Source organism: Nocardia sp. CA-290969, from assembly GCF_050936135.1.
Taxonomy (GTDB): Bacteria; Actinomycetota; Actinomycetes; order Mycobacteriales; family Mycobacteriaceae; genus Nocardia.
Genome location: NZ_JBNJNJ010000001.1, coordinates 5,705,164 through 5,720,395, shown reverse-complemented (window position 1 = coordinate 5,720,395; position 15,232 = coordinate 5,705,164). Strand labels below are relative to the sequence as shown.

Annotated in this window: 10 protein-coding genes; 4 read left to right on the top strand and 6 right to left on the bottom strand. The window is 64.9% G+C overall.

What is annotated here, in order from left to right; all coding sequences use genetic code 11:
* Positions 1 to 202: 202 nt before the first annotated feature.
* Both mycP and eccD read right to left on the bottom strand, forming a co-directional pair.
* Positions 203 to 1,612, bottom strand: coding sequence for a type VII secretion-associated serine protease mycosin (gene mycP, locus ACQEVO_RS26190; protein ID WP_432918334.1), 1,410 nt, complete (start codon positions 1,610 to 1,612; stop codon positions 203 to 205).
* Complete coding sequence (eccD, locus tag ACQEVO_RS26185; RefSeq protein WP_432918331.1) at positions 1,609 to 3,075, bottom strand: type VII secretion integral membrane protein EccD; 1,467 nt, start codon at positions 3,073 to 3,075, stop codon at positions 1,609 to 1,611. Before eccD ends, mycP begins: the two co-directional genes overlap by 4 nt.
* A 174-nt stretch (positions 3,076 to 3,249) precedes the next feature.
* Here eccD and eccCa point away from each other — a divergent pair, with 174 nt between their 5' ends.
* The 4 genes from eccCa (at position 3,250) to ACQEVO_RS26165 (ending at position 9,527) form a co-directional block, all read left to right on the top strand.
* Complete coding sequence (gene eccCa, locus ACQEVO_RS26180; RefSeq protein ID WP_432918328.1) at positions 3,250 to 7,281, top strand: type VII secretion protein EccCa; 4,032 nt, start codon at positions 3,250 to 3,252, stop codon at positions 7,279 to 7,281.
* Positions 7,282 to 7,490: 209 nt separating this feature from the next.
* Positions 7,491 to 8,723 carry a type VII secretion-associated protein gene (locus ACQEVO_RS26175; RefSeq protein ID WP_432918325.1) on the top strand — a complete coding sequence of 411 codons (1,233 nt, stop codon included), beginning with the start codon at positions 7,491 to 7,493 and terminating at the stop codon, positions 8,721 to 8,723.
* A 132-nt stretch (positions 8,724 to 8,855) separates the two neighbouring features.
* On the top strand, positions 8,856 to 9,182 hold the full coding sequence (locus ACQEVO_RS26170) for a WXG100 family type VII secretion target (protein ID WP_432918322.1): 327 nt from the start codon (positions 8,856 to 8,858) through the stop codon (positions 9,180 to 9,182).
* A 36-nt stretch (positions 9,183 to 9,218) separates the two neighbouring features.
* Positions 9,219 to 9,527 (top strand): WXG100 family type VII secretion target, encoded by a 309-nt coding sequence (locus ACQEVO_RS26165; RefSeq protein ID WP_432918319.1) that lies wholly within the window; start codon positions 9,219 to 9,221, stop codon positions 9,525 to 9,527.
* 157 nt (positions 9,528 to 9,684) lie between these two features.
* Here ACQEVO_RS26165 and ACQEVO_RS26160 read toward each other — a convergent pair whose 3' ends face one another.
* The 4 genes from ACQEVO_RS26160 to ACQEVO_RS26145 form a co-directional block, all read right to left on the bottom strand.
* Positions 9,685 to 10,848, bottom strand: coding sequence for a DUF7373 family lipoprotein (locus ACQEVO_RS26160; protein WP_432918316.1), 1,164 nt, complete (start codon positions 10,846 to 10,848; stop codon positions 9,685 to 9,687).
* A gap of 18 nt (positions 10,849 to 10,866) precedes the next feature.
* A complete protein-coding gene (locus ACQEVO_RS26155) occupies positions 10,867 to 12,426 on the bottom strand; it encodes a serine/threonine-protein kinase (protein WP_432918313.1) in 1,560 nt (519 codons plus the stop codon).
* A 125-nt stretch (positions 12,427 to 12,551) separates the two neighbouring features.
* The gene (locus ACQEVO_RS26150) at positions 12,552 to 13,580 is read right to left on the bottom strand and encodes a DUF7373 family lipoprotein (RefSeq protein ID WP_432918310.1); all 1,029 of its coding nucleotides are present in this window, start codon (positions 13,578 to 13,580) and stop codon (positions 12,552 to 12,554) included.
* A 203-nt stretch (positions 13,581 to 13,783) separates the two neighbouring features.
* Entirely contained in the window at positions 13,784 to 14,980 is a 1,197-nt protein-coding gene (locus ACQEVO_RS26145; protein WP_432918307.1) for a DUF7373 family lipoprotein, read from the bottom strand.
* Between the last annotated feature and the right edge of the window lie 252 nt (positions 14,981 to 15,232).

The window sequence follows — 15,232 nt, the reverse complement described above, 5'->3', positions numbered from 1 at the left end:
TTATCGATGAACTTCGTTGCCAGCGAGAACGTAAGTGGCTCTATACCAACAATTTTCAGCTGATTATCAGAAATCAGAAGAAACCTGGCAGGTTCGTGGCATGATCACGCGGGGCTGCTCAGGCGGCAGCCACGATCCGCACCGCATCGGACCTGCCACCTCGCTGACGGGGTACCGAACCTGTGCGGGTCTCGCAGCTCCCTCAGGCGTCGTCTTCGCCCACGCCGAACCGGCGTCGCATGGGGAACGACGCGAGATAACCGATGATCAGGCTGCCGCCGATGATGCCGCTGCCGATCAGCGCCACATTCCGGGCCGTGTGGTCCGGCGGTGTGGGCGGTGGGGGTAGCGCGAGTTGTTTGTTCACCGCCGGGTTCGGTTTCTTGGGACGCAGTTCGTCGGGGACCTCGTGGGTCAAGGCCGCGACCGGGTCTACCGCGCCGTAGCCCACATAGGGGTTCCAGCCCTCGGCCGGTGCGTGGGCGGTGGCCTGGATCCGTTTCATCACTTCCACCGCGGACAGTTCCGGGAAACGGGAACGCACCAGCGCGACCACACCCGAGACATACGGCGCCGCGAAACTGGTGCCGTTGATGCTCTGCTGCCCGCCTTGGCCGTTGACGGTGCCGTTGATGACACCGGTGCCGACCGAGTCCAGCGACACGATGTTCTCGCCCGGTGCGGCGACACTCAACCACGGTCCGGGAACGGTGAATTCGGACGGCGCGCCGTTGGCGCCGATGGAGCCCACCGCCAGGACGAGATCGTCGTAGCGGGCCGGGGTGACGTTCACCGTCGTCTTGCTCCATGGGTCCGCCGCGGGGTCGAGCGGGTCCAGGATGCCGGTATTGCCCTTGCAGTTGTCGTTGTCGGTGTTGCCCGCCGAGGTGACCACCACGGCGTTCTTCGTATGCACCGCGTAGTGCAGCGCCGCGCCCAGGGAACCGTCCGAAATCGGGCTCGCACTACAGGCGACTTCCGAAATATTGATCACCGTGGCGCCCATATCCGCCGCCCGGCGGATCGCCTGCGCCATGGTCGCCACATTGCCGTATCCCTCTTTGGAGAGGTCTTCCGGGGATTTGGTGGCGTTACTGCCGGCCTTCACATATTTATCGCTGGTCTGGCGGATCGTGAGAATGGAAGCGGCGGGTGCGACACCGGAAAACCCCTGTCCCGGCACCTGACTCGCCGCGATGATGCCCGCCACCAAGGTGCCGTGCGCATCACAGTCCTCGGTGCCGTCACCGCTGTTGGCCACGAAATCCCCGCCGGGCCGCAAATTCGGCAGCCGCGGGTGCCGCGCGACACCGGTATCTATCACCGCGACCACCTGACCTTCGCCGCGGGAGAACTGCCAGGCGTGCGGCAGGTCCAGGGCGGCCTGCGCACCGGGCACCGTCGGGCCCTCGCCGCCGGACACCGTGCTGTTACAGGGTGAATTGGCCTTGCGTTCCGTCGCCTCGCTCGGTTTCGCCGGATCGCCGGACGGCACCTGGCCGGGGTCGACGGCCGGCGGCCGGTCGGCGTGGGCCACCGGTTGCGCGAACCCCAGCGACGCGCTCACCCCCAGCACCGCGGCGACGGCCGCGGTGCGGATCCCCCTGCTCACAGTCCGCGGACGAGGGAGTAGAGGTCGGCCACCCAGAACACGAGCGGCAGCACCGCCGCCACGAACCCGTATTCGATCAATTCGGCCGCGCGGCGCATCGGCGGCGTCGCCGACTGGTTGGGGACGATGATGCCCAGAATCAGGGCCGCGATCACCATCACCAGCGCGGCGCCGAACGCCGCCAGCGGCAGATCGCTTACGAACGCCATGGCCGTCAGCATCACCAGCAGGATCGCGGCACCTGCGACGATCAGGATCACGGCCTGTTCCGCGCCGGCGTAGGTGCGGCTGCGGAACATGAGCACCGCCGCGCAGACCAGCGCCAGCGCGATGCCCTGCCAGTAGAAACCGCCGTAATCGGGGTCGGTGGCCACCAGCGCGCCGACCACGGTGACCAGCGCGGTCGCCGTCACCAGGCCACTCAGATAAGTACGCGCCCGGGCCGATTTCGCGTGCAGCACGTCCAGGGTCGGCAGGGCGCGGTGGTCGTCGGGATCGTCTTCGGTGGGATCGATCGGGGTGCCGGGCGCGGGGACCGGCGGCAGCGGCAGTTTCGCCAGCATCATCGAAATCCGGGGGGCCAGCGACAACGCGCCGAGCCCGATCGCCGCGACCACCGCGCCGACCGCCTCGAGCCGCTGCTCGGCCAGCATGCCGACCAGCGCCGACGGCACCGCGAAAATGGCGACCGTCCCGGCACCGATGAACACACCGAGACCGACCCCGACCACCCGCCAGGCCAGAATCGCGGTGGCCCCGAACAAGGTGGATCCGAGCAGCAGATGCGGCCAGCCGTAATGATCCGGCACGATCAGCATGCCGCCGGTGAAGGCGAGCGGCAGCGCGCAGCCACCCAGTACGAGCGCGGTCTTCGGATCGCCGTAGACGCGGCTGAGGATCATCGCCGCGACCACCAGCAGCACCGTGACACCCAGTGCGATCGCGCCGGTGATCCAGCCCGGCATCGCGTCCGGCGCGGCCAGTAGTCCGGCGCAACCCGCCAGCATGGCGAGCACGGCGAGGATCGACCCGGTCATCCGCGCGGTATCCGGATTCCAGCCCCGGAAATGCTCGGCGTCGGCAACGGCGACGTTGTACATGATGTCGTCGAACAGCGGGGTGGGCGCGGTATGCGCGGCGTTTTCCAGCATCAGCAGTTCGCCGTCGCGAATGCCCTGTTCACCCAGGCTCAGCGAGTTCGACAGCGGCGGCTGGCCGATCCGCGCCAGGACCCAATCGGCCGGTTCGTAGCGTTCGCCCTGATTGTCGAACTCGTTGGTGCGGCTGTGCGCGGCGACCATATCGACAACGCTGGGGATCACCAGGGCCACGGGCACATCGACCGGGATGGCCATATCGACCTGCGTATGTTTTGCCAGAATGGTGACCCTGGTGAGATCCGGTGCGCGGACTATACCCCGCGAGGAATCTTCCTCCATATGGTCGAGTCGCGCATGCGTCACGCTTCCCCCAAGTTCATTCGCTACCCTGCTGTTTCCCACATTCCTCCGGCAGTTCGCGGCGGGTTGCGTGCCCACGTCGCGGCCAGCAGAATGCAGGACGAACTGTACGACATGTTCGCGCCTGCCTCTACACTGAGCCCGAACATCGCATTGCCACAAGGGGGATCTCGCTCGATGACCACGGTTCGGTTTCAGCGGCGTGCGCGCCGGGAGGTCCCACGGACTCCGGGCGGCGAGGTCACCCTGCAGCCGCCGCCCGAGATTCCCCGGGTAACCCCCGGAAATCTGCTGATGAAGCTCATGCCGGTGGTGATGGTCATCGGCATGGTCGGGATGATGGCGCTGATGTTCACCCAGGGTGGCGGTATCGCGTCGAACCCGATGTCGCTGATGTTCCCGATGATGATGATGGTCTCGATGATCGGCATGTTCGCCGGTCAGGGCAACGGCAAGGGCGCCAAGGCGGCCGAGGCCAACGAGGACCGCAAAGACTATCTGCGTTACCTCGATCAGGTGCGCAAGGATGTCGACGTCACCGCCACCGAACAGCGCGCCGCGGTCGAATGGAGCCATCCCGAACCGGGACTGATCTGGATGCTCGCGGGCACCTCCCGGATGTGGGAGCGCCGCCCCAGCGACAAGGACTTCTGCCATGTCCGGATCGGCCTCGGCGGCCAGCGGCTGGCCACCCGGCTGGTGGCGCCGGAAACGGGTCCGGTGGAGGAGCTCGAGCCGATCGCCGCGGTATCGCTGCGGCGTTTCGTGCGCGCCCATTCCACGGTGCCGGATCTGCCCACCGCTGTCGCGGTGAAGGGTTTCGCGACCATCGCGCTCGACGGCGACCGCGCCCAGGCCCGCGATATGGTGCGCGCGATGCTGGTCCAGCTGGCCATGTTCCACGGCCCCGACCAGGTACTTCTCGCGGTGGTCTGCGGCCCCGACACCAGCGCCGAATGGGAATGGACCAAATGGCTGCCGCATACCCAGCACCCGGACGCCCAGGACGGTGTCGGTAGCCAGCGCATGTTCTACGGGTCGGTCCGGGAGATGATGGCCGGCCTGGCGCCGATTCTGGCCAACCGGGTCCGCTACTCCCGCAACCAGCCCACCAACTCCACCATGGTGCATGTGGTGATCCTGGTCGACGGTGGCCTGCTCGAGGCCGAAGAGGATCAGCTCCGCGAAGCCGGCTACGAGGGCGTCACCGTCCTCGACCTGTGCGGTTACGCTCCGCGCCTGGCGGTGTCCCGCGGTATCACACTCACCATCCGCAACGGCGAATGCCTGGGTCGCGGCGCGACCGGTAATCAGGAACGTTTCGCGATGATCGACCGGATCAGCCCGGAACAGGCCCAGCAGGTGGCCCGCCGGCTCGCGCCCTACCGGGCCGCGACCCAGCGCAGCAGTGATGTCGAGGTCACCGAGGGCGAGACCATCAACACCTGGGCTCAGCTGATGGGCCTGGGCGATCTCGGCGCGTTCAATCCGGAAAGCGCTTGGCGGCCCCGCTACGGCCGCGAACGCCTGCGGGTGCCGTTCGGTGTCGGTGCCGACGGCTTGCCGGTTTTCCTGGACATCAAGGAAGCCGCCGAATCGGGTATGGGCCCGCACGGCTTGTGCATCGGCGCCACCGGTTCCGGTAAATCGGAGTTCCTGCGCACCCTGGTGCTGAGCCTGCTCGCCACGCACTCCCCGGACCAGCTCAACCTGGTCCTGGTCGACTTCAAGGGTGGCGCGACCTTCCTCGGTCTCGACGGTGTCCCGCACGTCGCAGCCGTGATCACCAACCTCGAAGAAGAGGCCGATCTGGTCGACCGTATGCGGGACGCGCTGGCCGGTGAGATGAACCGCCGCCAGGAAGTGCTGCGCCAGGCCGGTAACTTCGCCAATGTCTCCGAATACGAGAAGGCCCGCGCCGCCGGCGCCGACCTCGACCCGCTGCCCGCGCTGTTCGTGGTGCTCGACGAGTTCTCCGAACTGCTCACCCAGCACCCCGATTTCGCGGAACTGTTCGTGATGATCGGCCGCCTGGGCCGCTCGCTACACGTGCATCTGCTGCTCGCCTCGCAGCGCCTGGAAGAAGGCAAACTCAAGGGCCTGGAATCGCACCTGTCCTACCGGATCGGCCTGAAAACCTTCTCCGCCAACGAATCCCGTCAGGTGCTCGGGGTCCCGGACGCCTACAACCTCCCCAACGTTCCCGGTGGCGGTTACCTGAAATCCGATTCGGGTGAGATCCAGCGCTTCCAGGCTTCCTACGTGTCGGGACCGTATGTGGGTGGCGGGCCGCAGCGCGATATCGCGGTGGCCACCAGCGCGGGCGAGATCGATATCACCGCCCGGCCCTTCCTGGCCAAACACGTCGAGTTCCGCGCCGCCGACCGGGTCCCGCTGGCGCCCGAACCGCTGAACGACCCGGAACCCCTGGTCGAGGACGGTGAGCAGATCTCCAACCTCGGCATGATCGCGGCCCGGATCCGCGGGCACGGCCGCCCCGCGCACGAAATCTGGCTGCCGCCACTGGATTCCGCGCCACCGCTCGACGAACTCATCCCGCGCTCGATCCTCACCGGCGAATACAACCCGATCGCCGGCCTGCGCGCACCGATCGGCATCGTCGACCGCCCCTACGATCAGCGACGCGACCCGCTGGTGGTGGACCTGTCCGGCGCCCGCGGCAACGTCGCCGTAGTCGGCGGTCCGCAGTCGGGTAAATCGACCATGCTGCGCTCGCTGATCATGGCCATGTCGCTCACCCACACCGCCGAACAGGTGCAGTTCTACTGCCTCGATTTCGGCGGCGGCACCCTCGCCAGTCTCGAGGGCCTGCCGCATGTCGGCTCGGTGGCCGGCCGCCTGGACCAGGACAAGGTCCGCCGTACGGTCGCGGAGATGACCACCATCGTCCGCAACCGCGAACTGCGATTCCGCCAGCTCGGCATCGAGTCGATGGCCGAATTCCGGCGGTTGCGGGCCAGTGACCCGGCGAGCAGCCAGGCTGCCGCCGGCGCCCACGAGGACCCGTTCGGCGACGCCTTCCTGGTGATCGACGGCTACGGCTCCATCCGCCAGGATTTCGAAGCCCTGGAGCAGACCATCATGAACCTCGCGGTCCAGGGCCTCTCCTACGGCGTGCACGTGGTGATCGCCCTGTCCCGCTGGATGGAAGCCCGCCCCCAGCTCAAGGACCAGATCGGCACCCGCCTCGAACTACGTCTCGGCGATCCGGCCGACTCCGAATTCGGCCGCAAGGTCGCCGCGCTGGTGCCGCAGGGCCGCCCGGGCCGCGGTATGACCCCGGAAAGCCTGCACATGCTCACCGCGCTCCCCCGGGTCGACGGTTCCTCGAATCCCGACGACATCAGCCGCGGTGTCGCCGACGCGGTCGCCCGGCTCCAGCAGACCACCCCCGGCCGCCCCGCCCCGCAGGTCCGGATGCTGCCGGAACGCCTCGACCGCGACCAGTTCGTCCGCGCCATCGGCCCCTGGCAGGGCCAGCCGGACCGCCGCAACGCGGCAATCCCGATCGGTATCAACGAATCCGACCTCGCGCCGGTCTTCCTCAACTTCGACCACAATCCGCACTTCATCATTTTCGGCGATACCGAATGCGGTAAGACCACACTGCTGCGCAGTATCGTCGCGGGCATCTTCGAATCCAACGCGCGCCCGAATGCGGCGGTCGTGCTGGTGGATTTCCGGCGGACAATGCTCGGTTCCTTCGACCAGGACCGCCTGGCCGCTTACGCGACCAGCGCCGAAGGCCTGACCACGAATATGCGTGATCTGGCCGCTATCTTGCAGACACGCATGCCCGGGCCGGACGTCACACCGCAGGAATTGCGTGATCGGTCTTGGTGGTCGGGCCCCGACCTCTTTGTCGTGGTCGACGACTACGACCTCGTGTCCAGCGGCTCCAGCGGCAATCCGGTCGCACAGCTCGTCGACTACCTCGCCCACGCAAAGGACATCGGCCTGCACCTGATCATTGCGCGCCGTTCCGGCGGCGCGGGCCGGGCCATGTACGAATCGGTGATCTCGCGTCTGCGGGATCTTGCCACCCCGGGGCTGGTGATGAGCGGTAACCGGGACGAGGGCACCCTGATGGGCAACGTCCGCCCGACAGCGATGCCACCCGGCCGGGGAACGCTCGTCGGACGGACAGGGGCCGAGCTCATCCAGACCGCGTGGATGCCGGCTCCGTGATGACGGCCATCGAGATCGCGCTGACCGAAACCCGGCTGTGGGCTTGGAGTTCGAACACCCATGCCGACCTCGTGCCCTCGGTCGTCCCGGCCGGCGACGGGCACAGCCTGGTGGTGGGCGAGCCGCTGGCACCACCGTCGATCGCAATATCGCCGGCGCAACTGATCAGTGCCGATCGCATCGCCTACGACCCGGGTATGCCGAAACCGGTGGACGCACTCGCCGCCGTTTTCGGCCACACGCTTGCGCAGTTGCGCATCCACTCACCCTGCGAGCGGCTCACGGTGGTGCACCCCAGTGAATGGGACCCACAGCGCCTGAGCGTGCTGCATTCCGCCGCCACCCGGCATGCCGGTCAGGTGGCCTTGCAACCTGCTGCGCTGCGCGCAGTCACCGCAACGCAGCGGGTTCGTGATGTGCGCAGCGTTGTCCTGGAGTTCGGTCCGTTGTCGACCACCGCCACTACGGTGGTGCCCAGCGATGCCGGTCCGCGCCTGGAGTTCTGCGAGCACGAACCGGTACTCGCCGCCGCCGAGATCAGCGCTGACGAGCAGGGCCGTAACGCGTTTCGGGCGATGATCGAACGTCTGACGCACGGTTGTCAGGTCGATTCGGTAGTGATGATCGGGCGCACAGACGCCGATTTCCTCAATCTCATCGCCGAAGTGGTTGCCGAACTGTTCCGCGCCGATCTCCTTGTGATTGCGGGTGCCGACCTCGTGCGCGTGCGCGCCACCGAGCCCGCCGACCACCGGCCCGCCATCCCACCGGCCGCCGCCGACGCCGAATGGCTGCAGCCGCTGCGTGAACGGGCTGCCGCCACCAGGCCGCCCCGCTCGAAAACCCCGCTGTACATCGGCGCCGCGGCAGTCCTCGCGGTGGCAGTACTGGTAGCGGGTGGTGTCTTCGTGGGAATGTCTGCCGGGGGAGATTCCGAGGCGGTCGCTTCCGCACCGCCGACCACGATCGGGTCCACGACGCCTGCCGAATCGGAGGAGCCCGAGTCCGGTGCCGGCTCGGTGACAATCGGTCCCGCTACGCTGACCATTCCTGAGGGATGGCGGATTTCCAATCCGGACACAGCCTCCACCGATCGCTTGGTGCTGGAGCCCAACGAGGGCCTGAAGGCGCGGATTACGGTCATCCAGGAGCAGTTGCGTGTGCCGGGCGCCGGCTACGACGAGGTCGCCGCCGACCTCGCGGCCAAGATGGCAACGAGCCCAACGGGTTTGTACTCCCCGATCCGTCGTGACGTGGTCTTCGGCGGGCGCTCGGGGTTGGCCTATACCGAGCATCCGGACGGCGGATCTACCGTTGACTGGCATGTTATCGTCGAACACAGTATCCAGATCAGCATCGGATGCCAGTATCAGACAGGGGGGCAGGACTCGATTACACCTATCTGTGAAGACCTCGCATCCTCGCTGGATATCAACCCATGACACCGGCCGGGGAATTACCGAAATTCGATGGAACCGGTTGGACGCAGACGACGTCCAATCATCATGAAGGACAAGTTCGGGCCGTTTGCGGACGCAGGGGGTCCGGATCCGAACTCACACTGAGGAGAAACCATGTCTGGTTTGACAGTCGACTCATCCGGGATGTCCACAGGCGCCAAGCACATCGACGATGTGAATGGCCAGATGCAGGGTGTGCTCCGCAACATCCGCGACCTTGTTGCGGGTAGTGCCGGCAACTGGGAAGGCGCTGCCGCGGGGTCCTTCCGGCGCGTCATGGACGACTACGACGCGAAATCGCAGCGTCTGGCCACCGTGCTGACCGAGATCGCGACCATGATCCGGAAGAACGGCGAGAACTACGAGACCTCCGAGCAGGAGAACCAGCAGTCCATTGCCGCCGTGGAATCCGCCCTCTCGGCGTCGACCATCAAGCTCTAGGCATCTCAGCCGCTCTACGAACCCGAGGAGTTCCGAATGTTGAAGTACAGCCAAGAGCAGCTCATCGCGCTGTCGAAGGATATCGACCGGAAGGTCGGCGACCTGCGGACCCAGAACGACGATCTGATGGGCTACGCCCAGAATCTCGCCCAGTCGTGGGAAAGCGACAGCAGTACGGGCAACGATGGCGCCTACGAGGCGTACATGGTCAAGCAGAACGAATGGAAAGTCGCCCAGATCGAACTGCTGGATGTTCTGAACCGCATCTCGCGAGTTGTCGAAGACGGCGCCATCAACATGTCCGACACCGACAAGCGGAATGCCGGCGCTTGGATGTCGATGTAATTGCGTGACAACGCCGATCATCGGCTGTCGATCCGAATAGTGATGCCCCGGGTATACCCGGGGCATCACTATTTGTTCGATTATGGGGTCGGCCCTCGACGGCTTCGGCGAGATTCAAGCCTTCTGCAGGTTCGAGGTCGAGTTCCTGGGACCGGAGTCACGGTGCTTGGTCCAGGAGAAGATACTGGGCCGCAACTCGCTGGTGTAGATCCTGGATCTGGTTGGAGCTCTCGACGATGACGGTGTAGCGGCCGACCGTGAAGACACACGAGAGGGAACCTGTCGATTCGGGGTCGTCGGTGCAGTGCGCCATCGGCAGGCCTGGTGGCGAATCGACCGGCTGGAGTGCAGGATCCTGCTGGGATATGAAGTATGCCTTCAAACGGCTTGCCGCATCCGGGTCACCGGCGCGGTAGATCCTCGCCGCGGCGTGCACGACCAGGTCGACGCGAGCATCCTCGAATGCTCGCTTTGCCAAATCCGGACGCTCCAGGAAGTTCAACGCGACCACTGGACTCATAACCAATTCGGCAGCCGGCTCGGAGCCCGTAAGGGTATAGGCCAGGATCCCGTCTCGGTCGACGGGTAGTTCGTCGATTCGGTCGGGTGGTGTCGGTTCGTAGTCTCGAAGGGCGGCGAACTGATTGTCGAAGACCGATTTGGTGAGATCGGCCAAGACGACGGGATCAGGTGGAATATCGAGACCCGCGCCTACCCATGTCTTCAGTACGAACGGTCCCTGTGCAATCCATGTCGAGACTGCACCGAATTTGCTCACCTGTCCGAATGCGGAGGGATACTCCGGGATGGAAATGGTTCCGACTGGCGGGTATTCGCTGTGTAGAGCAGCGTCGGCGAGGAATTTTGCGGCATTGGCCGCCTGGCCGGGCTCGGAGAACCTCATAACGGTGAGCTCGACCGTCCGGCCATGGTTGGAATCTTCACGCCGTTGCCCCATTGTCTCCCACCCGGCGATGAATCCGGGTGCGCCCGAGAGGAAGTTTTCGGGTTTCAGCGGCGGCATGAGTGGTGTGAATATCTTGCGCTGGGACTCGACTCGATTGAAGACGAGGCGCGGGCTGGTCTCCATGATCATCGGTACATGTGCACCCAGTCGGAGAGGCTCCTGAATATCGATATTCTCGGGTGTGCGGACGTCGTCTGCGGTCCGGGGTGTAGTCCGGTAATTCCCCGGCTGCAGCGCGGCGGTATCCACGCCCTGCTCACCGTCGGCGGCCAGAGAATCATCGCCGCAGCCGGCGGCGGTCAGCAGTGCTACGCAAATCGGCAGCACGATGGACAGGCGTTTCAGAGTTTGCATATCGGCCTCCCCGATGGGTCAGATGACCCTCGATATGTCCGGCACCAATTCTTTCACAAGGAGTTCAGGTGACTGGTCGGTCCATACTTGTAATGCTTGTACCGTGGTGACGTCGTCCACAACGACGATCTTGGCTGTTGAATTCAAGAAGGAGTTGGGTAGCCCGTTGAGGCCGCCGTTCCCGGCGGCGCTGTCGGTCCTTCCGATGATTACCAGGTCGAGGAGCTTCGGCACGGTGAATCCGGCTGTCGCGAGGTCGCGTGGAGACTCCTCGTTCTTGAGTGGGAGGTAGGCCTCGCTGTATCGGAAACCGAGGTCGCGGAGAAAGTTCGCCTGGGGTGAGCCGTCGAGGGCGGCCGAGAACAAAGAGTTTCCGTAGTTGAATACGGCTACGGTCTTGTTTGCGAACTCCGGGTGCTCCGAACGCACCTGGGCCAGATCGGGGCCGGTGGACGATCCCGAACCGCCCCCGGAGACCGCGTAGATGCCGGCGGCGATTGTGAGGACAGCGACAATCGCCGACGCCGCCGCTATCAGAAGTTTTCGCCTGCGAGGACGCCTGTTACCGGACTCGGCGGCGGTACGGCCGAACCCCTCTCGCGGCTGGGTGATGATCGAGGACTGGTCGCGCTGGGTAACCGCTGTCGCCGACGGCGAATGAGAGCCCGTGTAGGTAGCGGGCACTCCGTGGCCGGTGGCCTGGTAGCCACCAGCAGGGGCAGTGAACCGGGCCCTTCCGTAGAGGGCGGACTCGGCATCGGCAACGAAATCGCGGCAGCTGCCGTAACGGTGCGCCGGGGTCTTTGCGAGCACCTTGGCGAAGACATGGTCGAGGGCCGGCGGTAGGTCGTTGCGCACCGCCGATATCTGCGGTGGGGCCTCGTTCAGGTGGCCCATCATCACCATCGCCGGCACCGTCGAGGGGTAGGGATTCTGGCCGGTCAGCAACCTGAAGAACGAACAACCCAAGCTGTAGATATCGGAGCGGTAATCGATGTACTGTCCGAGCAACTGCTCCGGCGATGCGTAGGCGATCGTAGCCATGAACTTGCCGGTTGCGGTGAGATCTTGCCCGTCTTCCACCGACTTGGCCACGCCGAAATCGGTGAGCAGCACCCGCTCTTCATCATCTTCCGGCGAGTTCGACAACAGGAAGTTGGCAGGTTTGATATCGCGGTGCAGCAGGCGCCGTCGGTGGGCGTAGTCGAGACCTTTGCCGACCTCGGAGATGATCCGCAACGCGCGCTGAACGGTCATTACCGCAGGCCCCTTCTGGGCCTCCTCGGACGCATCCGTGCCCGGGACGAATTTCATCGCGATCCACAGCAGTCCGCGTTCTTCACCGCGGTTGTACACCGGAACGATATTGGGATGGTCCAGGCCCGCGGCGAGGCTGCCCTCACGCTCGAAACGTGCGCGGAACTCGGGGTCGCTCGAGAGTTCCTCGTTGAGGACCTTGATGGCGTCCTGCCGTGGCAGGCTCGGGTGCTGCCCGAGGTACACCGCGCCCATACCGCCGCTGCCGAGTACGCGCTCTATCCGGTAGCCGCCGATAACGGCACCTGGCGGCAATGCCATTCGCTCCTCCTATACCTACAGTCACGGCGCCGTCGGCGCAGTGTTCCGGGCGCATGCCGTGGGAGTGGTTCCGGCCCGGCGAGAACGGTCCGGCACGGTGAGCGTGCGCTCTCCATGGGCCGGCCTCACCGGCTCTTGGCCAGCATCGCGTACTGCGCTGCCGTGGCTTGATAGAGCTCGGGCGAAGGCGCATTTCCGACCCCGAAAGCATCGATGACCGCAACGTAACGGTCGTACACGATGACGCAGGAGAAGCTGTCCTGTATGCCGGAGAACTCACGCATGAGGCAGCGTGCATCGGCGATGCCCGGCGGATTGGGCAGTTCCTTGTCGTACTTTTCCGCCCGCGTAAGAGCGGTTTGCAGTGAAAATGCCTGTTGCACACTGCCGGTGCGGTAGACCGTGGTCTCGTTCCGGGCGATGAGGTCGACACCGTATGAGGCGTAGTCGTGAATCGCCCCCGCGTCGGTTTCCATATGGAGGTGTGCCGACGGCGGATATGATCCGGCCATATCGTTGTACCCGGCGCTGCCCGCGTACTCGGCCGGCAGGGTGATTCGCAGAATTCCTTCGGGATCGATGGGAAGATCCAACATGTCGTCCGGTGGCGTGGGTGTCAAATCCTTCAGGGCATCGAACTGGTGATCCAGGATGCTCCTCATCCGGTTACCCATCTGTTCCGCTTGATCCGGTGGTGTCAAGATCTCGGCGTGCACCACGAACGGTCCCCGGGCCGCGAACAAAAGCCCCTCGTTGCGGGTCGGCGACAAGGCTCCATGGGCGTCGCTGTATCCGGGCATATCGATCCTCTGCCGTCCCGGTACAGCGTGATCGATTGCGGCGTTGTAGTCGGCGGCGGCCATTCGCGCGTAGTCGGCGTTCGGAAATTCCAGAATGGAGATGGTAGTGCGCTTTTCGTTCCTGGGGCTGTTGTTCGATCGCATAGTTGCCGCGCCGGCGATGAGATAGTTCTTTTCCGAGATCGGTGCGAGGTCCGCGGGGAACTGGCCCGGGCCCGGAGCAGATGTACTCGACAAAAGTACGGTGTCCCAGAGATATCGGAGGTCGGGATCCACGCTGTACGGTGAGATCAGGTACCCGAGCATCCTGCGTGCCTCCAGCGAGTACACGTCCACGCTGGTGGTGATGTCCATTTCGAAATCGGCAGGTTCCGTGGGGTAGAGCCCGACGTCGAGTTTGTCCACGGCGACCGGACTCATCCCTGGCCCGGGGTGGCCGGCGATCGCCTGGCCGCATGCCGCTGTCACCGCCGCCGTGACCGCCAGGATCAGCGCCACCACCGGCCGCGGTCTGCGGCTCGGCCTTCTACCGGTGCCTGTTGTCTTCAATTCGCACCCTATCTTGCGAGCAAGGTGTACTGGGCGGAGGTCTTCTGATGCAGATCCTGGATCTGCACGCCTTCCACGTGGGCAAAGTAATTACCGGTCTGGAGTACACAGAAGCTGGACGGCCGCTGATACTGCTCGACCTTCCTCTGGAAGCACTCGACCCTGCCGTCTATTCCGGTGGGCGCGGCGATCGGTTGAGAGTCCGATGCGTCGTCCGGGCGGAGGAGTTCCCACAGCGCATCGGCGCCCTGGCCGGACTTACTGCGAATAACTACGGTCTCCGCGAGGGCTATAGCGCTTACCTGGCCTTTGTCGAGGAACTCCAAGCTGGACAAGCCGAGGAAGTGCAGGGCACCTCGCCCGCGGAAAGTGCTGGACGGTCCTACCGCCGCGGCGATCTGCTCGCTTTTCGGCAACGCCAGGGTCAGGATCCGGTCCGGGTCGAGGTCGATGTTCTCCAACTGGTCCGCCGGCGTGGGCTCGAACTCGTCGAGTAACGGCATCTGTATGTCGAGCAGGGATTCGGTCCGTTGGATCATGGCCGGAAGGTCGGTTCTGTTCGAGTTGTCGTCGAATTTGGCGAAGACCACGTAGCGGTCTTTGTTCGTCCAGCTGCCCAGCGAGGCGACACCGGGCCGCCAATGCGCCTTTGCGTGAGGGTATTTGGGAAGCTGAACAGGCCGGTTGTCTGTGTTGAAGGTGAAATCGTCGTGTTCGAGACCGGCGGCGACGCGTTCGGCGGTAGGTGCATCGGGGAACATCAAGACCGCGATGCTCATCTCCTGAGCGGTCGCGGGATCGTCATCCGTCGCCCAGGTATGCACCCAACCGGCCGTCAAGTCTGCGGCCACCTCGTCGAACGTATCGTTGATGACGAGAGCCTGCATATCCTTGCGGTTGAGGACAACAGGGCCGCCCGTTCCCACCACCATCCTCGACAGAGCGGGATCTGCTTCGAACGGCAAGGCAACGAAATCACCCAGCCGCTCTCCCTCGCGGTAGCGCGCGGCCTCCTTGTCCTTCGCGGTTCCGACCTGGATCGGTTCGGTCGGATAGTTACCTACTTCGAGACCGGACACATCCGGCTTCGGTCGAACAGCTTGCCCGCTCACCACCGATCCGCAACTCGCTGCTCCCGTCAGCATCGTCGCTGTTGCCAGCGCGGCGACGACTTTGCGCAGTCTTGCGAGTTGTTGTCGATGCACGGCGGCCCCCCCTAACGATTGCGATCTCGCGGAATCGTACTGCACGTTCTGGAACGGGACCGCAGTAAGTGATGAGTGGTCAGGGTTGACCAGGATTTATGTAGATAGCTGATAGCCAACGCTTTCCGGTGGTATCCAGCGGCGGGGCCCGTGGTAGTGCCGGATCGCAGGGAATGCCGGTGGTAGCGGATCGTGTCCGGGGTGCGGCGCACCACAGATTGCCTGGTGGACGGCTTGTGGCGGCGGGATCTG